Raw genomic sequence first — 24,213 nt, 5'->3', positions numbered from 1 at the left:
GCGCCCCACCACGTGGGGCGCGGCGCGACAGTGGGCGCTGAGTTCGGCGATGGGCCGACGCACCGGTCCGACTCCGGCATGATCGGTTCATGAGGCAGGTTGCCCGGGCCAGCCGGCGAACGCAGCTACCTGTGCGGTGGCAGCTCATCGCCTGGGGCGGCTTCCTGGGTGTCTGGGGCGTGCTCGTTCTGCTCGGTCTCTGGCTCGACACGCGAGACATACATCCGCCTGGCGTCGTGTACGTCCTCGTCATGGCGGGCGGTGGACTGATGTGTCTGGCCGCCTGGCGCGCGGTCGAGTGGGCGTACCGCCGAAGCCGGCGTCATGCGTAGCGCGACACAGGTGTCGCGTCCTGCATGACGGGGCGCGCTGAACATCAGGAGTGCGACGGAGCCGACCTCGGTCTATCGTGGTCACATGCAGCGCCACCAGATGACGACCACGCCGGATCCTCTCCGGCGCTGACCTGCTGCACTCACCGCACGCACTCGCCCCGGAGCATGGCTCCGGGGCTTTTCTGATCCCTGGCGCCGGCTTCGGAGCACGACCATCCGAGGAGCAACGATGAATCACCAAGCAGCACAAGCAATCTCGCTCGATCATCGCGAGCTCAACCAAGCGATGGCCATCTTTGCGACCGACCCTCTGATCGGGTCCGGCCTGCCTCTGTGGCTGCCTGCCGGCGCCGTCATCCGCGAGGAGCTCGAGCGGTTCGCCCGTGAGATCGCCCGCGCGGACGGATGCCAGGGCGTCTACTCCCCCGTCCTCGGCAAACGTGAGCTGTTCGAGCGATCTGGCCACTGGGCGAAGTTCGCCGACGACATGTTCCCGGCGATGCCGCTGGGCGCGGGCGACGACGAGCTGGTGTTGCGGCCGGCGAACTGCCCGCACCACGCCCTGACCTACGCGGCCGCGCAGCACTCCTACCGCGACCTCCCGGTGCGGCTGCACGAGATGGCGCCGATGTTCCGGGCCGAGCGATCGGGCGTGGTGTCCGGGCTGAGCCGCGTTCGCCAGATCAGCCTCGACGACACCCACGTCTTCTGCCGACCGGACCAGGTGGCCGAGGAAGCGGCCCGCGCCCTTCGCTCGGCCCTGCACGCCCAGGAGGTGCTCGGCCTGCCGGTCGACTACGTCCGGCTGTCGCGACGCGACGACAGCCCGGCGTACCTCGGCAGTGCCGAGCAGTGGGACGCTGCAGAGGAGGCGCTGCGGGACGCGGTGGCCGCGGTCGGCGTACCGAATTGCGTTGAAGCAGAAGGAGAAGCGGCCTTCTACGGGCCGAAGCTCGACCTGCAGGTGCGCGACGGGCGCGGCCATGAGGAGACCATCTCGACCGTCCAGCTGGACTTCAACCAGCCGGAGCGTTTCAACCTGTCGTACGCCGCTGCCGACGGGTCGCGGCAGCGCGTCGTGATGATCCACCGCGGGACCGTCGGGTCGATGGAGCGAGTCGTGGCGTCGCTGCTGGAGCGGTACCAAGGGCGAATGCCGTTGTGGCTGGCCCCGATTCAGGTGTGCGTCATGCCGGTCGGCCCGGCTCAGGATGACGCCGCGCGAGCCCTCGCGGACGATCTGAGGGCGGCCGGACTGCGCGTCCGCGTCGACCACGACGGATCACTCGGCGCCAGGATCCGAGCCAGCCGCGGTTGCCGGGACCGCGTCATGGCGGTCATCGGTGAGGCGGAGGTGAGCGCCGACGAGGTCCAGGTGACCGACGTGGCGTCCGACTTCAAGGGCTCGGTCGGTCGATCCAACCTGATCCGCATCGCCCGCCAGGCGTACGAGCAGCGCGCGTCTCCCGTGTGGCGCGCCTGACCGCGTGGCAGGTCACTGCACGCCGAGGAGCGGCAGCCAGATGTCATCGACGATCTCGGCGATCGACTCCTCCGACGTCGGACGCAGTGTCATGAGCAGGTCGTGGCGGAGCAGGTCGAACGGCAGATTCACCACGCGCGTCGAGCGCTCCTGACGAGGCAGCTCGCCACGCTCGACCGCACGGGCGACGATCTCCTCGAAAGGCGTGAGCTGGTCGGGCGGTCGGAGAGTTTCGCGCAACTCGCTCAGGCTGGTGCCCGTGGCACGGAAGTACTCCATCAGCTGCACGCTGAGCACGGTGATCATGCTCGCGCGGGCAGCCGCCGCCGCGATCAGATACGTGATGGCGTCTTCCCGGAGGTTGCCGGTGTTGGGCCGCGGGATCGGCCGCCACGATGCCTTGACGGTGGCCACCAGCAGGTCCTCACGCTGCGGCCAACGCCGATAGAGCACAGGCCTGCTCGTGCCTGCGCGGGCGGCAACGGCCTCATAGGTGAAGCCGGGATAGCCGTCCTCGACAAGCACGTCCCAGCCCGCCTCGAGGATCGCGTCCTCGAGCTCGGCACCGCGTCGACGGGTTGCAGCGGTCCGCGCGCGGCCCTTCGGTTGGGCATTCGCGTCGCGGCGCCGCTCCCGCTCCTGGGCGCTGACCGCCTTGCGTCGAGCTCTCTGCTGGTCGCGTTCAAGATCCACTTGCGTATCTTAACGCCGCGGCGTAGCGTGCCGAATATTAGATACATATCCGTACTTTAAAGTTGGCCATGTCTGCTCCACCACTCGACCGGAACGCCGTCCGCATCGCCGCCACGGTGCTCGTCGGTGGAGTCACCGTGATCCTGGACTCCACGATCGTGAGCGTTGCGCTGCACGAGCTTTCGACCGATCTCGACACCGACGTGAGCACGATCCAGTGGGTGAGCACCGGCTATCTGCTCGCCCTCGGCACGGTGATCCCCATGGTCGGTTGGCTGCAGAGCCGGGTCGGCGCCAAGCGGCTCTGGATGGGCTCGTTGGCCCTCTTCTTCCTGGGCTCGGTGCTCTGCTCGGCGGCGTGGGATGTCTCCAGCCTCATCGCCTTCCGCGTCGTACAAGGCGTCGGAGGCGGCGCGATGATCCCGCTGATGACCACCATGATCATGCAGGCCACGCGCGGCCCCGACCGGGCGCGACTGATGTCCGTCGTCGCGATGCCGGCCGCGGTGTGCCCGATCATCGGACCGGTCATCGGCGGCCTGATCCTCGGCGCCGCCAGCTGGCGCTGGCTCTTCCTCGTCAACGTCCCGCTCTGCGTACTGGGCCTGCTCCTCGCCTGGCGGATGATTCCGAACGACAAGCCAAGCGGACGCGTACGGCTTGATGTCACCGGCCTCGTTCTGCTCTCGCCCGCTCTCGTCGCGCTGCTGTGGGGACTCTCGAACGTGAGCGGTGAGAACGGTTTTGCGCAGGTAGACGTCGTCGTCCCGCTCGTTGCCGGGGCCTTGCTCCTCGGCGGGTTCGTGGCCTGGGCGCTGCGCCGCAAGGGCGCGGCACTGGTCGACCTCGATGTCCTGCGATCCCGGCCGACGTGGTCGGCGACCGTGCTGCTCTTCCTGTCCGGCGCCTCGCTCTACGGCGCGATGCTGCTGCTGCCGCTCTACTGGCAGGAGCTGCGCGGCGAGGACGCGCTCGGCGCCGGCCTGCTGCTGATCCCGCAAGGCGTCGGATCGCTGCTGAGCCGTACGGTTGCCGTCCGTCTGATGGAGCGCATCAGTGCGCGCGGGGTGTCGATCCTCGGATTCGTGCTGGTCGGGGTCGGGACTGTGCCGTTCGCCTTCGCCGACAGTCGCACGGCGATCTGGACCCTGATGGCGGCCCTCTTCGTCCGCGGCCTCGGGCTGGGCATGGCCATGATCCCGCTCATGACCGTCGCGTTCGTCGGGCTCGAGCACGAGCAGGTACCGCACGCCAGCATCGTGACCCGCGTCGCCCAGCAGGTCGGCGGCTCGGTCGGCGTCGCGCTGCTCGCCGTCATCCTGGCCACGTCGACCTCCGGTACGACCTCGCGTGCGGACGCGTTCGACCACGCCTTCTGGTGGACCCTCGGATTCACCGGCGTCGCGGTCCTGCTCTCGTTCGCCTTGCCAGGGCGGGATGCCGTTGGCTCAGGCCGCGCTCACGGTGACCGGCTCATGCAGCGCGTCGGCGAGAAGGTCTGAGCCGTTTGACAGGCGCGCATTTCTGGCATGCAGGCGCTGGTAGACCTGCGGGCGGATGCAAGAAGTGCGCGAGGGTGACCGCCATACTTCTCGGGTGGCCGAGGACGTCGTCGTCAACGACCGGCTGGTCATCCCAGCCGGTGAGCTGAGCGAACGCTTCTCTCGCAGCTCGGGCCCTGGCGGCCAAGGCGTCAACACGGCCGACTCGCGCGTTGAGCTGACGTACGACATCGCCGGGTCTCCCTCGCTGCCGCCCGAGCTGCGCGACCGAATCCTGAAGCGACTCGCGAGCCGGCTGGTCGACGGCGAGCTGACGATCGCAGCGAGCGAGTACCGCGGCCAGCTGGCCAACCGACGAGCCGCGCGCGAGCGGCTGGCTCAGATCATTCGCGAGGCCGCCGCTCCCCCGCCGCCGAAACGACGACCCACCAAGCCGACTCGAGGCTCACGCGAACGGCGCATCGCAGCCAAGAAACGACGCGGCGAGATCAAGAAGGGTCGCGGCCAGGTCGACGGCTGACCAGGGCTCTCCACCGAAACTGGTCCTCCTTCGCAACCGGTCCTGCTAACATAGCCTCAACCACTTGCATTTTGCAATCACTTGGAGCCTCATGAAGCTTCTTCTCACGTCGGCGGGCGTCCAGAACCCGAGCATCGAGGCCGCGCTGGTCGACCTGCTGGGCAAGCCGATCGCCGATTCCACCGCCCTCTGCATCCCGACCGCGCAGTACGGCCACCCCGACATCGGTCCCGGTCCGGGAGCCTGGCGCTTCATCAGCGGGAACTCACCTCTGCGCATGACCAGCCTCGGCTGGAAGTCCGTCGGCGTCCTCGAGCTCACCGCCCTGCCCAGCATCGACAAGGACCGCTGGGTCGCCGCGGTCCAGGAGACCGATGCCCTGCTCGTCTCCGGCGGCGACACCCTCTACCTCGCGTACTGGATGCGGCAGTCCGGGCTGGCGGATCTCTTGCCGTCCCTGAACGACACCGTCTGGGTCGGGCTGAGCGCCGGGAGCATGGTCATGGCCCCGAGCATCGGGGACGAGTTCATCCAGTGGAGGCCGCCCACCGGTGGCGACGAAGCGCTCGGACTGGTCGACTTCGCGATCTTCCCGCACCTGGACGACACGTCATCGGAGAACACCATGGCCGACGCAGTGAAGTGGGCGGCGCACCTGCCGGTGCCGGGCTACGCGGTCGATGACCAGACCGCCATCAGAGTCGTCGACGGTGCCGTCGACGTCGTGTCAGAGGGAACCTGGAGGCTCTTCTCATGAAACTTCTGCTCACGTCCGGAGGCGTCTCGAACCCGAGCATCCACGATGCGCTGGTCGAGCTGCTGGGCAAGCCGATCGCCGAGTCCACCGCCCTCTGCATCCCGACAGCGTCGTACGGCCACCCCAGCTGTACGCCGAACCTGGCCTGGCGTTTCGTCTCCGGCCAGTCCCCAGCACACCTGACCGACCTCGGCTGGAAGTCGGTGGGTGTGCTGGAGCTGACGGCACTGCCGAGCATGGACAGGGAACGCTGGGTCCCGTGGGTCGAAGACGCGGACGTCCTGCTCGTGGACGGCGGCGACGCTGTCTATCTCGCGCACTGGATGCGCGAGTCCGGCTTCATGGAGCTGATGCCATCCCTGACCGACACGGTCTGGGTAGGGATGAGCGCCGGGAGCATGGTCATGACTCCGCGGATCGGGGACGACTTCGTTCGGTGGCAGCCGCCCAGCGGCCGCGACGACCGCGCGCTGGGGATCGTGGACTTCTCGATCTACCCGCACCTGGACCACGAGATGTTGCCGGACAACACCATGGCCAACGCCGTGAAGTGGGCAGCCACCTTGTCGGGGCCGGCGTATGCGATCGATGACCAGACGGCCTTCACCGTCGTCGACGGCAAGGTCGATGTCGTCTCGGAGGGAACGTGGAAGCTCCTCGACCGGACCTCACGAGTCGAGGCGAGCGTGGCGGAAGGGTGAGGCGGCGAGCATCAGGACGGGCACCAGGAATACCGCCACGGCCAGCCACAGCGCGAACCTCATGCCGAGCGCATCGGCGAGCAGGCCGCTGAGCGGGGCGACGACCACGATCACCGCACGGTTCAGCGAGCGCATCGTCGTATTCGTCCGCCCCTGAAGGCGATCCGGCGTCACCGACTGCCTGTACGCCATCTCGTGGGAGTTGCTCAACCCGATCGCGAAGCCGTGCATCGCCTGCCCGACAGCGAGAACGCCGAGCGCCGCCCAGCCCGACGTACCGAGACCGGCCAGTGCCATCACCGCGACGCCGACGGTGGTGACCGAGTGCGCGGCGATGACGGCGCCACCGGTGCCGAGGCGCCGACCGCAGGCGGTCGAGGTGAGAGCGCCGACCACTGAACCGGCGCCCGCCGCAGAGACGCTCAGACCGAGCTGGAACGCCGAAAGATCAAGGACGAGTAGGGCGTACGGCGCGACAACGGTGACGACGACCGCATTGGCCGCGAACCACACGTGCGTCGCCAGGGCCAACGTGCGCAGGCTCGACCCGCGGTAGATCCAGCGCACGCCCTCGACGATCTCGTGCCAGAGATGCGTACGCTCCGCGTCGCCTTCGCGCGCCGGCTCGTCGATGCGGATGGAGGCGATCATCACGGCGGAGAAGACGTACGTCGCGGCGTCGATGAGGACGACGAACGGCGCACCGATCAGGGTGACGAGCAGGCCTCCTAGTGCGGGGCCGGCGTTCTGCGCCACCGCGTCCGCGCCGTCGATGCGCGCATGGGCCCGCTGCAGCTGCGCCCGCGGGACGAGGCGTGGGATGAAGGACATCGACGCCGCACCGTTGACCAGTGAGATCGCGCCCGAGCACGCCACGACGATCAGGACGAGCGGCATGGACAGCGCGTCGCGGGCCCACGCCACTGGGATCGTGATGAGCAGCAGCGCCTGCGCCAGGTCGGTGACGACGAGAACCGGGCGACGGCGTACCCGATCGACCAACGCACCGACGAGCAGACCGAGCACGAGATACGGCGCCCAGCGGGCCGCATTGACCCAGCCGACCGCCGTGGCGTCGCCGTCGAGCGTCAGCACCACGATCGTCTGGATGGCCAGCAGCGTGATGTAGGTGCCGAACGCCGAGACCGCGTCGCCGGTCCAGAAACGAACGAAGGACGGGGGCAGCGTGCCCCCGTCCTTGGTCATGTAGCGACCCTTTCATGCCGTTCAGTCGGCCAGCTTGCGAGCCACGGCCGGGATGACGATGACGGCTGCGACGACGTGCGACGCCATCAGCAGGGCCTTGGTGCCCGGGGCGGCGTCGGCGATCGCGTCCGGGACGAAGGACAGCGCGGTCAGCGCGACGGTCGTACGGACGAAGGTGCTGCGCGGGCTGCGGGCGAAGCGTGCCAGGACGGCCGCGAGGACGACCCCGATCACCGAGAAGATCACGGTCAGCGTGCCGAAGCCAGCGGCCGGGATGGCCTCACCGGCCATGTCGAGGCTGATGCCGGCCGCGTTGCCAACCGCGGCGACCGTGGTCGTCGCCACGGCGGCGACCACAGCGGCGACGACTCCGGTCCCGACCAGTGCGCGGTAGGAGGTGGAACGGGCGGTGGTGGTGGAGGTCTGGGTGGCGGTGAAAGCGGACATCGTGGTCTCCGATCGTTGTTGACCAGCTCCTTGCCGGTCTCTCACTACGGCTACGAACGCACTCGACCCGATGCGACAGGTCTCCCAAAACTTTTTTGAACTGCTCGTCCTGTCACATTCGCGAGCTCCCATCCGACAGTGCTGTAGCCCAGCGCCCCCAGGGGTCTGGACGGACGTCGACCGGCGTCGTACTGACTCTCTCGGAGGTCCTCGCATGACATCGCCACCCACTCAGTCGTCGTTCCTGGCGACCGGTCGCGGCCGGCTCACCCTGCTGCTGCTCGCCTCGATCGGGTTCATGGACTTCATCGACGCATCGATCGTCAACATCGCACTGCCGCACATCCGCGACGACCTGGACTTCTCGGTCCAGGACCTGCAGTGGGTGCTCAGTGCCTACCTGCTGACGTACGGCGGCTTCATGCTGCTGGGCGGTCGCGCCGGTGATCTGATCGGCCGCCGTCGCGTGCTGGTCACGGGCACGGTGATCTTCGGACTGGCCTCTTTCGCAGGCGGATTCGCCGACTCTCCCTCGGTCCTCGTCGGCGCTCGCTTGGTGCAGGGCCTCGGCGCCGCTCTCATGATGCCGACCGCGCTGTCCTTACTGACGACGTCGTTCAGCTCAGGCTCGGATCGTACGAAGGCGCTCGGCGTCTGGGGCGGCGTCGCCGGACTCGCTTCTGCCGCAGGCGTTTTCCTCGGTGGCGTACTCACCGAAGGTCCCGGTTGGCGGTGGGTGCTCTACGTGAACCCGCCGATCAGCGCGCTGCTGCTCATCGGCATCTACGCGCTGGTCCCGGGCGAGTCCCGCCGCGCGTCATGGCGCGATCTCGACCTGCCGGGCTCGGTGCTCGTCACCGGCGGCATGGTCCTGCTGGTCCTCGGCCTCATCAAGGCGCCGGAGCAGGGTTGGGGCTCCGGTCGTACGGTCTTCGAGCTCGCGGGTGCGGCCGTGCTGCTGTGTGCGTTCGTGGTCGTCGAGCTGCGGACGGCTCGCCCTCTCATCCCCATGTCGGCGCTGCGCATCCCGGGTCTGGCGGCCGCGAACCTGACCCAGCTGATCGGCGTGGGCGGGTTCGTGACGATGTTCTTCTTCCTCACGCTCTACATGCAGAACGTGCTGGGCTACTCCGCTCTGGAGACCGGTGCGTCGTACCTGCCGCTGACGTTCGGTGTCGGGGTGTCCGCGGGCGTGGGCACGGCGCTGATCAGCAAGATCGGTACGCGCCCGGTGATCGTCGGTGGCGCTCTGATCACCGCGGCCGGCCTCTTCTACCTCGCTCAGATCCCGGTCGACGGCAGCTATCTGAGCGACCTGCTGCCCGGGCTGATGATCGTCTCGCTCGGCATCGGTGGTGTCTTCGTCGGCGCTACGACCGCAGCGAACGCCGGTGTCCCCGAACGCCTCGCCGGTCTCGCCGCGGCACTCGTCAACTCTTCCCAGCAGGTCGGCGGCGCGCTCGGGCTGGCGATCTTCAGCGCGATCGCCACCGCCCGGACGAACGACCTGCTGGGCGGCCGCGGCGGCGTACCGCAGGCCATGACCTCGGGATTCCAGCGCGCGCTGACGGCCGCCGCGATCTTCCTGGTCGCTGCCGCGCTCATCGCGACCCGCGCCAAGAACAACTGGGGCGAGCAGCCGACCCAGGACGAGACCGCGGCGCACGCAGGCGAGCCCGCCGGCGTACCCAGCCTCTGACCCACTGACGACCAAGGAGCAGGCCATGACCACCGAGACACCCGAGCAGGCCCGACAGCGGCGAGCGCCGCTCCGGGGACGTGTCGACTTCACGATGATGTACGTCGCCCATGACGCGTTCAACCGCGACCTCGACCGCCTCACTCGGGCCGCCGAACGGGGCGACGGCTTCACGTCCGAGGCGGAGGCGACGTGGCGGATGTTCAGCAAGCAGCTGCACACCCATCACACCGCTGAGGACACCGCGCTCTGGCCGCCCCTGCGCGACGCGGTCGCCGAGACCGACCTCACGGTGCTCGACGCGATGGAGGACGAGCACGCGCAGATCGACCCGCGGCTGGAGGCGGTGGACGCGGCGTTCGCCGACCGGGACTCCGCGTCTCTCGGACGCGAGTTGCGAGCACTGGCAACGGGACTCGCGCTGCACATGCGACACGAGGAGGAAGCCGCACTGCCTCTGCTCGAGCGAACGCTGGGCGCAGCGGGGTGGGCCGCCTTCGCAGCACGCGTACGGGACGAGAATGGAGGCATCCGCGGTGGCGCGCAGTATCTGCCGTGGGTTCTCGACGGGGCGTCCGATGAGATGACGCGCGCCGTGCTGGCGATCCTGCCGGCGCCGGCGCGGGTGATCTATCGCCGCCGATGGGCGCCGAGGTACCGCAAGTCCGGGTTGCTGACATGACGAGCCGTGGGAGCGAGACGATGAGCGACCTGTCCTGGCTGACCGAGGAGTTCGAACGCCACCGTCCACAGCTGCGCGCAGTCGCCTATCGGATGCTCGGCTCGGTCACGGAGGCGGACGATGCCCTGCAGGACGCGTGGATCCGGGTCAACCGCACCGGCAGCAACGACATCAACAATGTCGGCGGCTGGCTGACCACCATCGTCGGGCGAGTGTGCATCGACATGCTGCGCTCGCGGCAGGCGCGGCACGAGAGCCTGATCGGTACGTGGCTGCCGGAGCCCGTGGTCACGGTCGACGACGGACTCGGTCCGGAACAGGCCACGCTGCTCGCCGACTCCGTGGGTATGGCGCTGCTCGTCGTGCTCGAGAGTCTTGACCCGGCCGAACGCGTCGCCTTCGTGCTGCACGACATGTTCGCCGTGCCGTACGACGAGATCGCCCCGATCGTCGGCCGCTCCTCCGCGGCGGCACGCCAGCTGGCCAGCCGGGCACGCCGCCGCGTGCAAGGCACGGCAACCGTGCCGGACGCCGACCTGCCGAAACAGCGGAGGGTGGTCGACGCCTTTCTCGCAGCCGCGCGGGCCGGCGACTTCGATGAGCTGATCAAGGTCCTCGATCCCGAGGTCGTCTTCAGGGTGGACAGCGGTCCGGGCAAGCAGCTGGCACCCGCGCTGCTCACCGGTGCGGTCGACGTGGCGCACCAGGCAGCAGCGGCCGGGCCGCGGTTCGCGACGCTGTGCGAGCCGTGCCTCGTCAACGGCGCGGCCGGCATCATCGCGCGCACCGCGCACGGTGTCATCGCGGTCGTCGGGATGACCGTCATCAACGGCAAGATCGCGGAGATCGACCTGATGCTGGATCCCGCACGACTCCCGGGCGTGGTGATCGACGAGCCGGGGTTGTGACGGCGGGGTCGTCTCGATACGCCTCCGCTGGCGCTCCGGCTACTCGACCAGCGAAGTGGTGGCGGATCGGCCGGCGGGTGCGAGCCAGAGCGCGGCCAGCACCGCCACGCCGGTCAGGGCGACCACGGGGACCGTCGGCGAGATCGACCAGTGCTCATGGGCCAGCGACATCAGGTACGGGAACGCGAAGCCGACATAGCTGAGCACCTGGTACGCCCCAATCACCGTCCCGAGTGAGGCCGGACTCGCGATCCGCTGCACGGTGAGCAGCCCGCAGAACTGGCAGGTCCCGAAGGCCATGCCGAGCACCACGGCGTCGATGAGGACGAGTGCCGGGGACTTCGCGTACGCCGCCCATGCCCCTCCCGCGAGGCCCACCACGACGAGGGCCATGGCTCCACGTACGAGGGTGTCGCGTCCCGCGCGCAGCAGCGCCGCCGCGAGTGGTTGGGCGAGGATTCCGGAGCCGGCGCCGATCGTTGCCGCGACCGCGCAGAAGACCAGCGCGTGCGCGCCGACCTCGGGTGCCACCAAGGGGGCGAGGTAGGCCAGGAAGACCGCTGCCGAACCGAACACCCAGGGCGCGAACGGCACCAGGAAAATCACGAACGCCCTGATGGGGAAGGACACCGAGTCTCCTTCGCGGTCACGGGGCTTCGACTCGTCCTCGGACGGCTCAACCAACGAGGCGCCGGGCCCTCGCGCGATCGTCGCCACGGCGACCAGCACGAGGAGCAGGTGCGGCAGGTAGGCCATCACGGTCGGGTGCGGCGCCCACTGCGCGAGCAGGCCCGCCGCGAACGGACCGGCCGCGAATCCCGCAGTGATGGCGATGGTCGTCCGCCGGGGCGCCGACGCCGCATCGAGGGACGACTCCTTGAGCCAGGCGGCGCCCGTCCCGAAGACGAGCCCGCAGGCCAGTCCGGTGAGGAGACGGCCGGCGTACAACCACGCTGCCTCCGTGCCGCCCGCCATCAGGATCAAGGTCGCCACAAGCGCAATCGCGAGCGCTGGCAACACGATTCGACGACGGCCGAAGCGGTCGGACAGCCGGCCACCCAGCAGCAGTGCCGGCACCAGGCCGAGCGCGTAGAGGCCATACATCGCATCCAGCTCGGACGCGGTCAGGTCCAGCCGCAAGCGGTACATCACGATCAGCGGCGCGAACTGGTTGGCGCCCCAACCGGCTGCCGCGAGAGCGAGTGCCGGTGCCCACCACGCGCGCCTGGCCATCTGGACGGATACCGGTGCGGTCGTCGCGGTCATCGGTCACCTGCGAGCAGAGCTGCGAGGCCACGGACCATCTCGGTCGCCAGCATCGCCTGACCGGAGGCGTTGAGGTGCACGCCGTCTGCGCTCATCACGTTGGTACGACTGGTGATCGGGTGATCCCAGGTGTCGATGACGAGTGCACCGTGGTCGCGCGCGACCGACCGCGTGATGGCGTTGAGCCGCTCGACTCGTTGCGGGAAGTCGTCGATCCCCGGCGCCACAAAGGTCCGGATGAGCGTGAAGGTCGTGACCTGCGCGTGGAGCCCGGCAGCGATCCCGAAGAGCCGGTCGAGGTCGGTCTCGATGCGATCGTACGACGGCTTGCTCCGCCGCCAGATGTCGTTCGCGCCGGACGCGATGTGCACCAGATCGGGGCGGAAGTCGACGACTGAGCCTGCTTGCATCTCAAGCGTTTTCGCGGTCGTGGCGCCGATCTCGCCGGTATTGAGGTACGCCGCCCGCGGGTCGACGCCGCGCAGGATCCGAGCGACTCGGGCCGCCCAGGGCAGGTGCTCGTAGCCGGGTTCGGGATCGCCCGTGCCCGCGGCGAGGCTGTCACCGACGACCGCGAAGCGCCGCCACGGTGCGCCCACCAGGACGTCCGCGGCGTCGTTGTCCGACAGCACGTACGGGTCGGTGGTCTCGGTCAGCGCGGTTGCCAGGGAGCTCGTCATGGCATCCAGCGTGCGACGTGATGGTCTCGCAGACGAGTGTCTGATCGGTCGCCTCAGGTACACTTTCGGACATGCCTGTCATCGCGCTGGCCCTGTCCGACGGCGTGCCGCTGTTCGAGCTCGCGGCGCCCTGCACGATCTTCGGCACCGGCAAACCCCCGGAGGCCAAGGACTGGTACGAGTTCCGCGTCTGCAGCCCTCGCCGCGCCAAGGTCGACCGCTGGTTCACCGCGTCGACCCCGCACACCTATGACGACCTCATCACCGCCGACACCGTGATCGTGCCCGCCTGTCACGACCGGGACCACCGCCCGCCGGTGCGGCTGGTCGAGGCAGTGCGGGAGGCGTACGACCGGGGCGCACGAGTGATGTCCATCTGCACGGGCGCGTTCGTCCTGGCCGAGGCCGGGCTGCTCGACGGACGCACCGCGACCACGCACTGGATGCACGCCGCGAAGCTCGCCGCGCGCTTCCCCGCCGTGACCGTGGACCCGGACGTGCTCTACGTCGACGAGGGCCGCGTCCTGACGTCCGCGGGCAAGGCCTCCGGCATGGACCTGTGCCTGCACGTCGTCCGCCGGGACCACGGCGCGACGGTCGCCAACGCCGTCGCGCGGCGCATGGTCACGGCTCCGCACCGGGAGGGCGGGCAGCGGCAGTACGTCACGCCGACTGTCCCGCGCTCGTCGTACGACGACCTCTCGCCGGTCATGGACTGGGCCTTGGCGCACCTGGACGAGCCGATCACGGTCGAGGACCTCGCGGCGCAGGCGCACCTTGGCACGCGCACGCTCAACCGGCACTTCCACGCCCGCGTCGGCACCAACCCGCTCCACTGGTTGCAGGCGCAGCGCATGCAGCGGGCGCAAGAGCTGCTCGAGCAGACACAGGACAGCATCGACGTGATCGCGCGGCGTTCCGGCTTCGGCACCGCGCCGGTGCTGCGGCGGCAGTTCCGACGGACCCTCGACACGACGCCTGACGCCTACCGGCGCACGTTCAACGCCCGCGCGTCCGCCTGACCTGTCACCGCTGCTCACTACGCTCCGAGCATGGCTGCCGTTCATCACCTGACTCGGACCCAAGCCCGCCAGATCGCGATCCGAGCGCAGCTGCTCGATGCGCCACGGCCGACCGGCCTGGTCGAGGCCGTACGCCATCTGACGCTGCTGCAGATCGACCCGACCGCGGCCATCGCGCCCAACGCCCACCTGGTCTCGTGGACCAGGCTGGGTTCGGCGTACGACCCCGCTCACCTCACTCAGGCGATCCAGGATCGAAAGCTCGTCGAGATCAGCGCGTTGATCCGACCGATGGAGGACATCGGCCTCTACCTGCACGACGAGCCGGAGTGGGAGCGGCTCAAGCAGTGGGTGCAGGACAACAAGGCCTTCCGTCGAGACATTCTCGAACGGCTGGGCCAAGAAGGTCCGTTGCTGTCACGCGACATCCCTGACACCAGCAAGGTCACCTGGCAATCCACGGGTTGGACCAACGACCGCAACGTGACCCGGATGCTCGAGGCCATGGGTGATCTCGGCGACGTAGCCATCACCGGTCGTGACGGCAAACAACGGATCTGGGATCTCGCCGAGCGGGTCTATCCCGCCGACCTGCCGACGTACACGCCCGAGGAGGCGAAGCAGATCAAAGACGAGCGACGGCTGCGTGCACTCGGAATCGCTCGGGGTAAAGGAACAGCGGTGCCGGTCGAGCCGGCCATTGTCGGCGACGCCGGCGAGCCCGCCGAGGTCGAGGGACTGCCCGGCGAGTGGCGCGTCGACCCGGCCGCTCTGAACCAGCCCTTCGAGGGGCGTACGGCGTTGCTGTCACCCTTCGACCGCTTGAGCCACGACCGCACCCGAGCGCTCCAGCTGTTCGACTTCGAATACACCTTGGAGATGTACAAGCCCGCGGACAAACGTCGATGGGGATATTTTGCGCTCCCAATCCTTCACAGTGATCGCCTCGTCGGCAAAGTCGACGCGAAGGTCGACCGGAAGGGAAAGACGTTGCAGCTCAACGCAATTCACCAGGATGTTCGCTTCACCGAGGCAATGACCAAAGCGGTGCGTACTGAGATCGAAGCCCTTGCGGATTGGGTCGGTGTGACGACGATCTCCGAGACAGGCAACACCGGCGCCTGACAACTTGCTTGGATGGTCCGGTGCAAGAGCTGATCAGCGCCATCGCCGCGCCCGGAGCCGTCCTCGCCACCTCGACCAAAGGTCAGCACAAGGTTGAAGTGGCCGGTGTCACCGACCGCGACAGCGGCACGTCGGTGACACCAGAGACGCCTTTCCGGATCGCCTCCCTGACCAAGACGCTCACGTCAGCAGCGACCGTGCTCACGGCCCGCGCAGCAGGACGGTCGCTGGACGAGCCGCTCGCCGAGCTGATGCCTGAGCTGGTCGCCATCTCGCGCGCAGCAACGCGACTCACGCTGGCCGACCTGCTGGCCCAGGTGTCCGGCCTGCGGGAGTCGGTCGACTCGGACGCGGTAGCCGCGCTCGGCGACGGCGATGACGCGCTCGCCTCCGCTGCCCGTCTGGTGATCGAGGCCGGACGCGACGAAGCGCCCGGTGAGCGGTGGTCGTACTACAACGGCAACTACTTCCTGGCCGGCGCCGCCCTCGCCCGACTGGCCGGGTCGTCGTACGAGGACGCTTTGCAGCAGCACGTGCTCAAGCCGTGGGGGCTGACCGCGACCGGCTTCGCGACTCCGGACGGCGCAGCACTCGGACACGAGGGCGACGCCGCGGTGACCGATGCCGACTACCCACGGTCGCGCCGACCGAGCGGTGGCCTGTGGTCGACGGCCACTGATCTGTTGCAGGTCGGTGAGCGGCTCCTCGCCGACGAGGCGCTGCTCGCGGCGACCCGTGAGCCGCGCACGCCCGAGTCGTCGACCACGACGTACGGCCTCGGCTGGGCGATCGGTCCGTCAGGTCAGATGTACGTCAACGGTCGGCTCACCGGTTTTCGCGCCGTCCTGCTTGCTGTGCCTGAGGACGAGTTCGTCGCCGTCGGACTGGCGAATCACGAGGACGCGCTCCCCACCCTGGCGCACGCCGTCAGCGCCCTGCAGCAACCGCACACCGGCGACGACATCGCCAAGGACCTCGACGCCTTCGCTGCCTGACCACCGCTGGTCGAGTAGCCGGAGCGCCAGCCCCTCTCCGCTGGTCGAGTAGCCGGAGCGTTAGCGGAGGCGTATCGAGACCCCGTGACCGCGCGCACCTGGTCTCGATACGGCTCGCCCCTGGGGGCTCGCCTACTCGACCGGCGGGGGTGGGGTCGCCTACTCGACCGGCGGGGGTGGGCTCTCCTACTCGACCGGCGGGGGTGGGCTCTCCTACTCGACCGGCGGGGGTGGCTCGCCTACTCGACCGGCGGGGGTGGCTCGCCTACTCGACCAGCGTCTGGTCAGGCGCCGCGGGCGACTCGACGGACGTACTCGGTGCGGTCGTACGGGTCGAGGTCTGTACGCGCCCGCCTGGGAGGCGTCCCGCGCACGGGAGCGAAACCTTCGGCTCGACTGACGAACGTCGCCTCGCCGTGCGCGATGGCGGGTATCCGCGCCTGGACCTCGTGCACCTGCTCCGCGGGCAGCACTCCCGCGACCAGTGACCGGCCGGCGAGCACCTGGGTGCCGTCGACCCGACCGCGATGAAGGCCGACCAGGGCCGATGCATCGCTCAGCCCCTCGGTCGGGACGTCGATCTCGAAGGTGTGCAACGGCTCGCAGACCACGGTCCCGGCCGCGGTCAGCGCTTCGGCCAGCACCAGCGGTGTCAGCTGCCTGAAGTGCGCCGCCGTCGTCACCGGCGCCGCGTACCCGCTGTGGGTGATGGCGATGTCGCAGTCGGGCACCGCCCACCCGTGCGGCCCGGCGCGCAGCGACTGATTCACCGCCGTCCTGATGCCCGCCCAGTAGGGACGCAGCAGCGAGCCGCGTTCGACCTCCAGGCTCAGTCGTACGCCGGTGCCGGGCGGTGCGGGACTCACCCGCAGTCCGAGAGTGGCGGGGTAGGGCGCGCCCTGACCCAGGGCCTCAAGACCCTCGCCGGTCCCGGTGAGCCGCTCCACATAGACCGGCCTCGACGCCGAGAACCGTGCTGCCACACCGAAATCCCGCCGCAGCGTCTCCAGGATCACCTCGCGCTGCACCTCGCCGTACAACGCGATTCTGATCTCCCCGTCGATGCGTCGCAACGCGATGAGTGGGTCGCGCTCGGCGAGCCGGTCGAGGGCGGCGTACAGGTCGGTGGCGTCCCCGCCGATGGGTTCAGCGACCACCTCGATCGATGGCGCGGCGAACAGGCTGCCCTGCGCACCGCTCGGAAGCGTGCCGAAGTGATCGCCCACCCGAACGTCGTCCCACCCCGCCACCAGGGCGATGCGGCCGGCATCCACCGAGTCGGCCGCATGCACGAGTCCGTCTGCAAACACTGAGAGTCCAGTGACTCTCGCGGTCTTCGCTTTGTCGGCGCCCCGGGCCATCGGGACGCGCTGCCGTTGAGTGAGGCTGCCGCCGTACATCCGGACGACCGCGCGCTTGGGCGTGTGCGGCTCGTGCTCGATCGCGAACACCACACCGGAGGACTCAGTGCTGGAGCTGATGCTGGACGGGAGCCAGCGCGGGATCGCGTGCAGCAGCTCTTCGACACCAGCGCCGGTGACCGCCGAGCCGAAGAACACCGGCGACAGCTCACCTGCCCTCGTTCGGCGCTCGGCAAGCGCGGACAGGTCCGCGAGGGAAGCGGGGCCACGGTCGACATACGCCGCGATCCCGTCGTCGCCTACCGCCTCTGCTAGGCGCTCAATTCCGTTGGCATCATTGACGTTCAGCGAACGGCTACAGGCATCCGGTGCGCCGAGGCCGGACGGCGACTGAACGGCGACCGCATTGACCTCGAGCTCGGCCTGGAGCTGATCGACCAGCTCGTGGCTCCGCGCACCCGCTCGATCGATCTTGTTGACGAAGATGATCGTGGGCAACCCGATGCGTCGCAGGGTGCGCAGCAGGACCCGCGTCTGGGGCTGGATGCCTTCGACCGCCGAGATCACCAGCACGGCGCCGTCGAGGACAGCGAGGCTGCGCTCGACCTCGGCGATGAACTCGGCGTGGCCCGGGGTGTCGACGACGTTGATCGTCGTGCCGTCGACCGTGCACGAGACCACGGCCGCTCGAATCGTGATGCCGCGCTCACGCTCGAGCGCCATCGTGTCGGTGTGCGTGCTGCCGGCATCGACGGCGCCGACAGCATCGATTGCGCCGGCCGCGTGCAGCAGGCGTTCGGTCAGGCTGGTCTTGCCGGCGTCAACATGTGCGAGTACGCCGAGGTTGAGGGCGGGTGCCAATCGTCATGTCCTTCATCGCGTGGGTGGCGGAGTTCATGACGAGTCGACGCATGACCGGGTCCCTTCGATGAGCATGACGAGGGCGGGCTGCCCTCCTCGCGACGCTAGGTCGCAGACGTACATCCCGACAACTGGTTTTGTTGCCTCAGGTCAGCTGGTAGTCGCTGACGTCGAATCGACGTGCCGCCCGCATTCCCGCGCGAGCGGTCAGCGGACGCAGCAGCGTCGCCTCACCGTGCGGGTTGAAGTAGTAGCTGTTGGCGCCGTTGCAGATCGAGCGCGCCCACACCGAGTGCGACACCCGGGCGCGCATCCGGCGGACGAACTTCTCCTGCGCGCCGGCGGTCGGCTCGAACCCGCTCGCCCCCTGACGGCGCATCGCCCTGAACAGCCGCTCGACGTGCGCCATCTGGATCTCCAGCGCATCGAAGTAGGACAGACCGGTGTAGGAGTACGGCGCCGGCTGCAGGAGAAGGTTCGGGTATCCCGCCACGGTGATGCCCTCGTACGACTCGAATCGGCTCTCCCTCCAGGTGCGCCCGAGGTCCTGCCCGTCGCGACCAGTGATCGAGAACGCGGGGAAGTTCTGCTCCCACAGGCTGAACCCGGTGGCCAGCACGAGGGTGTCGATCTCGCGCTCCTCCCCGTCGGAGGTCACGATTCCGGTCGGGGTGATCCTCGCGATCGGCGTGGTCTCGAGGGTGACGTTGTCCCGGTTGAACATCTTGAGGTAGGCGTTCGAGAAGGTCGGCCGCTTGCAACCGAATCCATATGAGGGAGTGAGCTTTTCGCGCAGCTCCTTGTCCTTCACCTGGCGCTTGAGATGCGCCAGCGCCGCGTCGGTGGCAGGCTTGGCGAGCCACGGCATCTGCTTGTTGTGCAGCACCCCCGCGAACAGCATCACCTCGAGCCTCAGGTGCTCCTTGGCGCGGACCGCCCGCTGGACCGCGGGCCGAGAGGCGTAGCGATCCTGCGTCTCGGCCGGGACGGCGTGGTCGCTCTTCGGCGTCACCCAGATGGGTGTGCGCTGGTAGACCGTGAGATGTCCTGCTGCCGGTGCGATCTCGGGCAGCAGCTGGACTGCGCTGGCGCCCGTGCCGATCGCCGCGATCCGCTCGCCCTCGAGATCGTGGTCGTGGTCCCAGGCCGAGGTGTGGATGATCTTGCCCTCGAACGACTCGATGCCCTCGATGTCCGGTAGCCGCGGCTGGGACAGGTATCCGGTCGCCACGATCAGGTAGGTCGCTGTGATCGGTGGCCCACCCTCGGCCCGCACGGTCCATTGACGAGCGTCTTCGTCGTACGCCGCGCTGGTCACCGATCGGCCGAACTGCATCCGCCGCTTGAGGTCGTACTTGTCGGCGATCGTGCGGGCGTAGTCGACGATCTCGCTGCCCGGCGCGTACGTCCGGGACCAGTACGGGTTCGGCTCGAAGGAGAACGAGTAGACGCTGGAGACGATGTCGACCGCGACGCCCGGGTAGGTGTTGGCCTGCCATGTCCCGCCCAGGTCGTCCGCCCGGTCGAGGATGACGAAGTCCTCGATTCCCAGGCGCTGCAGCTGAATTGCCATGCCCATGCCGCCGAAGCCCGCTCCGATGATCACTGCCGTCACGTCGGGTCCAGTCGTCATCAAGCCACTCCTTGCGGTGCCGGGTCTGGTCACTGCATCGTAGCGCCCAATCATTCAGAATGTATGAACGAGTCTAACGCGGCCCGAGCCCGGTGCTGCCGTCGAGCAGCTCGCGCGCGATGTCGAGGTGGCCGGCATGGCGCGCGGTCTCCTCGATCATGTGCAGCACCACGGTGCGTACGTCGGCCGCGTAGTGGGCCAGGTCCGGATGGGGCTCTCCGACCGGCCGGGCCTCGAGTGAGGTCGCACGCATGATCTCGTCGGACAGCGTGCACGTCGCGCGGTAGAACGCCATGACCGCCTCGACAGGTTGCTCACTGACGAAGGCATCCTCGTCGCTCGGTGGCCACGGGCGCGGGTCCATCTGACCTCGCACGACATGCTGGAACCAGTAGCGCTCGGCACCGCACAGGTGCTCGACCATGCCCAGCGGTGTCCACCCACTCGGCACGACCGCCTTCCGCAGGGCGGCCTCATCGAGTCCCTCGACGATGGCGAGGACGCTCTCGCGCTGAGCGGTGAGAAACGTTGCGAGACCTGCAAACTCAGCGTCGACGTACGTCGTCGTGGTGCTCATCGCGCGCCGTCTTCCTTGTACGCCGGGCTCAGCTCGGTCCAGCGGGTGTGCCAGTCCGCGGTCGGGCGACCGGCGAGGTACGCCGCGAGATCTTCGACGTGCGCCTGCCAGCCGGCACCGTGACCCGGCCCGTGCTCGATCGGGAGCCCGCGCTCCTCCAGCACCATCCGGGTCTCGTCACCGACCGGTGTCAGCTCGACCTCGATCACCGTCGAGTCGTCCTGCCCGGGAGACATGGTCACCAGCAGGCGATGCGGCGGCTCGCACACGTCGACGCGGCCCGGACCCTCCCAACCGCTGGTGAAGCTCGCCTCGAACATCCCGCCCAGCCGCAGGTCGCCGTCGACCCGAGCGACCCAGCGCGCCAACCGATCCGGGTCGATCAGCGCGGACCAGAGGTCGTCGATGTCGGTCCCGTAGACGTCTTCCATCCGTACGACGGCCTTGCCCTCGACGGTGCGGACGGACCCGAGCAGCCGGTTCATCGCGCGCTCCTCTGCTTGCGACCGCGGGCGACCTCGGTGTGCAGGGCGCCGAGGTGCTGCTCCCATCGCGATCGATAGCGCCCGAGCCAGTCGTCCACCTCAGCGAGCGGCTCGGGGCGCAACGAGTAGACGCGTCGCTGCGCCTCGGGTCGCACCTCGACCAGCCCCGCCTCGCGCAGCACCCGGAGGTGCCGCGAGACGCCCGGGCGGGCGATCGGCAGCAGGGCGGCGAGCTCGTTGACGGTGGCGTCTCCCTGCTCGAGCGCGTCCAGCACCGTGCGCCGGCTGGAGTCGGAGAGTGCGTGCATGACAGCGTCCATGCGATGAACGTACCCATATTGGTACGTACCCGCAAGGGTACGCATCCGCTGGTCGAGTAGCCGGAGCGCCAGCCCCACCGCTGGTCGAGTAGCCGGAGCGCCAGCCCCACCGCTGGTCGAGTAGCCGGAGCGCCAGCGGAGGCGTATCGAGACCTCGCGACCGCGTGCACCTTGGTCTCGATACGGCTCGCCCTTGGGGGCTCGCCTACTCGACCGGCGTTACCCCGTAGGTCTTCATCGCTATCAGCGGGGCGGGTCCTCGCCGACCAGCCCGTCGACCGACTCCCGGATCAGGTCTGCGTGACCGGCGTGCCGGGCGTACTCCTCGATCAGGTCGATCAGGGTCCGACGCAGGCTCCGCGAGCTGCCGTCAGATGAGGTGAGTGGCGACAGCCAGTCGAGGCCGCCGTCCGCGAGCGCCTCCGACACGGCCGTACGCGTACGTCCGGCTGCGTCGCTCCAGAGCGTCATCAGCTGCTCGGGAGTGTCATCGGCCGCCGTCCGCCACTCCCAGTTGGGGTCGGCGTCCCAGTCGATCGCGTCCCACGGCGCGTCGAGCTCGCCGCCGCGCAGCCGTCGGGCCGAGTAGTCGTCCTCGACGAGCGTGAGGTGCTTGACCAGCCCACCGAGCGTCATGGTCGACGCGCCGACCGTCGCCTGCATGCCCGCAGCATCCAGGCCTCCGGCCTTCCACGCGAAGATGCGGCGTTGGCGTTCCAAGGAACCCAGCAGGGTCTCGACCTCGGTGCCTGCGGCGGGTGCTTCGATCGGGAGCGTCTCGTCTGTCATACCGCGACGCTACGGTGGCTTCCGGACACTCGGCTTCCGGAATGAGGGAGGACCATGACGGCCGACGAGAGCCCGACCGCTCGGGCGCTGATGCTGCTCGAGATGATCCAGAACTCCCCCGGCATCACCGCCGAGCGGCTGTCCGACCGGCTGCACGTCACCGAGCGAGCCGTGCGGCGCTATGTCGGCATCCTGCGCGAGGCGGGTATTCCGGTCGAGTCGACGCGCGGCCGTTACGGCGGCTACCGGATCGGGCGCGGGGCACGGGTGCCACCGTTGATGTTCACCGAGACCGAGGCGCTCTCGCTGGTCATGGCCGTGCTCGACGGCTACCACCAGCCGGCATCGCCGTCCGAGCCGGTCAACAGCGCGCTCGGCAAGATCATGCGCGTGCTGCCCGACGCGGTCGCCCAGCCAGCCGCCGCCTTCAGCCAGGTGCGGGCAGGCGGGCGCGCCCCGTCCGCCCCGACACCCGCGCCCGACATCACGGCTGCGCTGGTCCAGGCGTCCGCCTCCCAGCACGCCGTGCGGATCGGCTACGACCTGGGCCGCGACGCCCCACGCGAGATGCACCTCGACCCGTGGGCGGTCGTCGTACGCCATGGCCGCTGGTATCTCCTGTGCTGGTCACACATGAAGCACGCGCGTCGGGTCCTGCGGGTCGACCGGGTACAGACCGTCGACGTCCTGCCCGAGACCTTCGAAGCACCCGCTGACCTCGACCCGGTTGAGGCACTCGAGGAGCACCTGGCGATCGGCTGGTCACACAAGGTCGAGGTCGTCATCGAGGCGCCCGCGGAGCAGGTCCAGAAGTGGATCGCCAAGAGTCGCGGTCGCTGCGAGCCGATCGATGATGAGCACACTCGCCTCATCGGCTCGACCGACGAACCTGACTGGTACGCCTCACTACTCACCGCGATCCCGTTCCGATATAAGGTGCTCGGGTCACCCGAGCTGGTCGAGGCCACCCGCACTCTCGCGCAGCGGCTGACGTACGCCTGTGAGCCTCCCGACGCGGATCCGCACTAGCTCACCCGCGGATGCTCAGTCGTACGACGACCTCGTCACCCTTGTCGAGCTGCTCGGCGTTGCGGATCGCGTCCTTCACCGGCACGACGTAGCCGCCGTCCTTGGGCCACAGCGACGTCGTCCACTCCTGGTCGCCGATCTGGACGGTCACGGGGATCATGCCCCAGCCGTACGTCACGTAGGCACCCTCGGCCCGCAGGTAGTCGCAGTGCTGCTCGGGCACGCTGACGAAGTGGTAGGGCGACGGTCCTCGCCAGTACCAGATCTCCCCGGAGAACTCGAGGTCCATCGGTCAGTCCTGTTCTGCTGCAGCCGAACTCGACTCGATGATGTCGAGGTCGCGCTCGGCGAAGCGGCGGTGCTCCCACTCCTCGTTGAGGATGGTGCGGAGGCAGTTCTTGACTGGGAAGCTGCTCGACTCGGGCGGCCAGCCCGGACCGGAGGCGGCGGGCGTGTGGCCGGCCAGCTGCTCGTCGGTGAGGCCGTCGACCATCTTGCGCATGGTGGCCATCCGGTCCTTGCGCAGGACCAGCACCTCGTCGAGTGTCGGCCGGGCCTCGCGGTCTCTGGGGATGCCCGGGATGTCCGGCATCTGATCCCACGGCAGATCGAGCGGGTGCCATGGGCTCGGGTCACCGAGGACGCCGCGCCGGATCCAGGCGTCGGTCGCGAAGGGCAGGTGCCGCAGCGTCTCGATGAACGACCACTCGCCGTTGACCGACTCGTGCAGCTGCTCGGGCTCGAATCCCCTTGCACGCGTGACAGTTTCGTCCCACAGTCGCTCGAGGAGATCCCATGCCTCGCGGAAGCCGTCCGGGTCCGTCGCGCGCATCTTGACCCGACCCGGGTCGCGACGGTCGAGCTCGGCGGTGATCAACGGCGCGACCTCGACGTCGTTGATGACCAGACCGTCGACGTCGCCGAACACCTTCACGTCGATCAGGTCCACGCCCTCCAGCACCGCGCCGGTCAGGTCGACCCCTTGGAGATGCGACCGACTCAGGTCGACGTGACTGAATCGCGCCTCCCGCATCATCACCTGCTCGAACCGCGCGCCGTCCATGTCCTTCTCGACGAATTCCTCAGCCATGTCGCCGACGGTAGCCCCGCTTCCGGACGAGTGGCTTCCGGATTGTG

At 68.8% G+C, this 24,213-nt stretch carries 26 protein-coding genes; 13 read left to right on the top strand and 13 right to left on the bottom strand.

From position 1 onward, the window contains the following. The first annotated feature begins 89 nt into the window (after nucleotides 1-89). On the top strand, nucleotides 90-332 hold the full coding sequence (locus tag VV02_RS03090) for a hypothetical protein (protein ID WP_157063246.1): 243 nt from the start codon (nucleotides 90-92) through the stop codon (nucleotides 330-332). Nucleotides 333-564: 232 nt separating this feature from the next. Continuing rightward, nucleotides 565-1,818 carry a threonine--tRNA ligase gene (thrS, locus tag VV02_RS03085; protein ID WP_052589738.1) on the top strand — a complete coding sequence of 418 codons (1,254 nt, stop codon included), beginning with the start codon at nucleotides 565-567 and terminating at the stop codon, nucleotides 1,816-1,818. Between the two features lie 12 nt (nucleotides 1,819-1,830). Here thrS and VV02_RS03080 read toward each other — a convergent pair whose 3' ends face one another. Next, nucleotides 1,831-2,511 (bottom strand): TetR/AcrR family transcriptional regulator, encoded by a 681-nt coding sequence (locus tag VV02_RS03080; RefSeq protein WP_083449863.1) that lies wholly within the window; start codon nucleotides 2,509-2,511, stop codon nucleotides 1,831-1,833. A 68-nt stretch (nucleotides 2,512-2,579) separates the two neighbouring features. Here VV02_RS03080 and VV02_RS03075 point away from each other — a divergent pair, with 68 nt between their 5' ends. The 4 genes from VV02_RS03075 (at nucleotide 2,580) to VV02_RS03060 (ending at nucleotide 5,991) form a co-directional block, all read left to right on the top strand. After that, nucleotides 2,580-4,013, top strand: coding sequence for an MDR family MFS transporter (locus VV02_RS03075; RefSeq protein WP_083449862.1), 1,434 nt, complete (start codon nucleotides 2,580-2,582; stop codon nucleotides 4,011-4,013). 55 nt (nucleotides 4,014-4,068) lie between these two features. Continuing rightward, on the top strand, nucleotides 4,069-4,533 hold the full coding sequence (arfB, locus tag VV02_RS03070) for an alternative ribosome rescue aminoacyl-tRNA hydrolase ArfB (protein WP_052589736.1): 465 nt from the start codon (nucleotides 4,069-4,071) through the stop codon (nucleotides 4,531-4,533). A 91-nt stretch (nucleotides 4,534-4,624) separates the two neighbouring features. Beyond that, nucleotides 4,625-5,290 carry a Type 1 glutamine amidotransferase-like domain-containing protein gene (locus tag VV02_RS03065; RefSeq protein ID WP_052589735.1) on the top strand — a complete coding sequence of 222 codons (666 nt, stop codon included), beginning with the start codon at nucleotides 4,625-4,627 and terminating at the stop codon, nucleotides 5,288-5,290. Next, nucleotides 5,287-5,991 (top strand): Type 1 glutamine amidotransferase-like domain-containing protein, encoded by a 705-nt coding sequence (locus VV02_RS03060; protein ID WP_052589733.1) that lies wholly within the window; start codon nucleotides 5,287-5,289, stop codon nucleotides 5,989-5,991. Before VV02_RS03065 ends, VV02_RS03060 begins: the two co-directional genes overlap by 4 nt. On the opposite strand, the gene VV02_RS03055 is transcribed toward VV02_RS03060, so the two are convergent. Then, on the bottom strand, nucleotides 5,959-7,197 hold the full coding sequence (locus VV02_RS03055) for an MFS transporter (protein ID WP_052589731.1): 1,239 nt from the start codon (nucleotides 7,195-7,197) through the stop codon (nucleotides 5,959-5,961). The two genes, VV02_RS03060 and VV02_RS03055, sit on opposite strands and share 33 nt — an antisense overlap. Nucleotides 7,198-7,218: 21 nt before the next feature. Next, nucleotides 7,219-7,644 carry a DUF6069 family protein gene (locus tag VV02_RS03050; protein WP_052589729.1) on the bottom strand — a complete coding sequence of 142 codons (426 nt, stop codon included), beginning with the start codon at nucleotides 7,642-7,644 and terminating at the stop codon, nucleotides 7,219-7,221. A gap of 214 nt (nucleotides 7,645-7,858) precedes the next feature. On the opposite strand from VV02_RS03050, the gene VV02_RS03045 reads away from it, so the two are divergent. The 3 genes from VV02_RS03045 to sigJ are packed head-to-tail and all read left to right on the top strand — an operon-like array spanning nucleotide 7,859 to nucleotide 10,933. Then, nucleotides 7,859-9,343, top strand: coding sequence for an MFS transporter (locus VV02_RS03045; protein WP_083449861.1), 1,485 nt, complete (start codon nucleotides 7,859-7,861; stop codon nucleotides 9,341-9,343). Nucleotides 9,344-9,368: 25 nt separating this feature from the next. Continuing rightward, nucleotides 9,369-10,025: a hemerythrin domain-containing protein gene (locus VV02_RS03040; protein WP_052589727.1), complete on the top strand. Its 657-nt coding sequence runs from the start codon at nucleotides 9,369-9,371 to the stop codon at nucleotides 10,023-10,025. A 20-nt stretch (nucleotides 10,026-10,045) separates the two neighbouring features. Then, nucleotides 10,046-10,933, top strand: a complete 888-nt coding sequence (sigJ, locus tag VV02_RS03035) for an RNA polymerase sigma factor SigJ (RefSeq protein WP_052589726.1) — start codon at nucleotides 10,046-10,048, stop codon at nucleotides 10,931-10,933. A 39-nt stretch (nucleotides 10,934-10,972) separates the two neighbouring features. On the opposite strand, the gene VV02_RS03030 is transcribed toward sigJ, so the two are convergent. Together VV02_RS03030 and VV02_RS03025 are read right to left on the bottom strand one after the other, a co-directional pair. Further along, a complete protein-coding gene (locus tag VV02_RS03030; RefSeq protein WP_052589724.1) occupies nucleotides 10,973-12,199 on the bottom strand; it encodes an MFS transporter in 1,227 nt (408 codons plus the stop codon). After that, nucleotides 12,196-12,879 carry an SGNH/GDSL hydrolase family protein gene (locus tag VV02_RS03025; RefSeq protein ID WP_052589723.1) on the bottom strand — a complete coding sequence of 228 codons (684 nt, stop codon included), beginning with the start codon at nucleotides 12,877-12,879 and terminating at the stop codon, nucleotides 12,196-12,198. The genes VV02_RS03030 and VV02_RS03025 overlap by 4 nt, the downstream gene beginning before the upstream one ends. Before the next feature lie 71 nt (nucleotides 12,880-12,950). On the opposite strand from VV02_RS03025, the gene VV02_RS03020 reads away from it, so the two are divergent. From VV02_RS03020 to VV02_RS03010, 3 genes are read left to right on the top strand one after another with little or no spacing between them, the layout of a single operon-like run. Next, nucleotides 12,951-13,901, top strand: coding sequence for a GlxA family transcriptional regulator (locus VV02_RS03020; RefSeq protein WP_052589721.1), 951 nt, complete (start codon nucleotides 12,951-12,953; stop codon nucleotides 13,899-13,901). Between the two features lie 30 nt (nucleotides 13,902-13,931). Then, complete coding sequence (locus VV02_RS03015) at nucleotides 13,932-15,026, top strand: DNA glycosylase AlkZ-like family protein (protein ID WP_052589720.1); 1,095 nt, start codon at nucleotides 13,932-13,934, stop codon at nucleotides 15,024-15,026. 20 nt (nucleotides 15,027-15,046) lie between these two features. Then, complete coding sequence (locus tag VV02_RS03010) at nucleotides 15,047-16,021, top strand: serine hydrolase domain-containing protein (protein ID WP_169787631.1); 975 nt, start codon at nucleotides 15,047-15,049, stop codon at nucleotides 16,019-16,021. A 284-nt stretch (nucleotides 16,022-16,305) separates the two neighbouring features. On the opposite strand, the gene VV02_RS03005 is transcribed toward VV02_RS03010, so the two are convergent. The 6 genes from VV02_RS03005 to VV02_RS02980 form a co-directional block, all read right to left on the bottom strand. Next, nucleotides 16,306-18,243: an elongation factor G gene (locus VV02_RS03005; RefSeq protein ID WP_052589716.1), complete on the bottom strand. Its 1,938-nt coding sequence runs from the start codon at nucleotides 18,241-18,243 to the stop codon at nucleotides 16,306-16,308. A 145-nt stretch (nucleotides 18,244-18,388) separates the two neighbouring features. Continuing rightward, nucleotides 18,389-19,876 carry a flavin-containing monooxygenase gene (locus VV02_RS03000; protein WP_052589714.1) on the bottom strand — a complete coding sequence of 496 codons (1,488 nt, stop codon included), beginning with the start codon at nucleotides 19,874-19,876 and terminating at the stop codon, nucleotides 18,389-18,391. 73 nt (nucleotides 19,877-19,949) lie between these two features. Beyond that, nucleotides 19,950-20,453 (bottom strand): DinB family protein, encoded by a 504-nt coding sequence (locus tag VV02_RS02995; protein WP_052589713.1) that lies wholly within the window; start codon nucleotides 20,451-20,453, stop codon nucleotides 19,950-19,952. Beyond that, on the bottom strand, nucleotides 20,450-20,938 hold the full coding sequence (locus VV02_RS02990; protein WP_052589711.1) for an SRPBCC family protein: 489 nt from the start codon (nucleotides 20,936-20,938) through the stop codon (nucleotides 20,450-20,452). The genes VV02_RS02995 and VV02_RS02990 overlap by 4 nt, the downstream gene beginning before the upstream one ends. Then, the gene (locus VV02_RS02985) at nucleotides 20,935-21,258 is read right to left on the bottom strand and encodes an ArsR/SmtB family transcription factor (protein ID WP_052589710.1); all 324 of its coding nucleotides are present in this window, start codon (nucleotides 21,256-21,258) and stop codon (nucleotides 20,935-20,937) included. Before VV02_RS02985 ends, VV02_RS02990 begins: the two co-directional genes overlap by 4 nt. Nucleotides 21,259-21,501: 243 nt before the next feature. After that, nucleotides 21,502-22,047: a mycothiol transferase gene (locus VV02_RS02980; protein WP_052589708.1), complete on the bottom strand. Its 546-nt coding sequence runs from the start codon at nucleotides 22,045-22,047 to the stop codon at nucleotides 21,502-21,504. Between the two features lie 54 nt (nucleotides 22,048-22,101). Here VV02_RS02980 and VV02_RS02975 point away from each other — a divergent pair, with 54 nt between their 5' ends. Then, the gene (locus VV02_RS02975) at nucleotides 22,102-23,076 is read left to right on the top strand and encodes a helix-turn-helix transcriptional regulator (RefSeq protein ID WP_052589707.1); all 975 of its coding nucleotides are present in this window, start codon (nucleotides 22,102-22,104) and stop codon (nucleotides 23,074-23,076) included. 1 nt (nucleotide 23,077) lies between these two features. Here the strand turns inward: VV02_RS02975 and VV02_RS02970 are convergent, their stop codons facing one another. Further along, nucleotides 23,078-23,365 (bottom strand): DUF1905 domain-containing protein, encoded by a 288-nt coding sequence (locus VV02_RS02970; protein WP_052589705.1) that lies wholly within the window; start codon nucleotides 23,363-23,365, stop codon nucleotides 23,078-23,080. A gap of 3 nt (nucleotides 23,366-23,368) precedes the next feature. Further along, entirely contained in the window at nucleotides 23,369-24,166 is a 798-nt protein-coding gene (locus VV02_RS02965; protein ID WP_052589703.1) for a DinB family protein, read from the bottom strand. Nucleotides 24,167-24,213 lie beyond the last annotated feature (47 nt).

Source organism: Luteipulveratus mongoliensis (genome assembly GCF_001190945.1).
GTDB classification, from domain to species: Bacteria; Actinomycetota; Actinomycetes; order Actinomycetales; family Dermatophilaceae; genus Luteipulveratus; species Luteipulveratus mongoliensis.
This window is presented reverse-complemented; position numbering and strand designations above follow the sequence as displayed.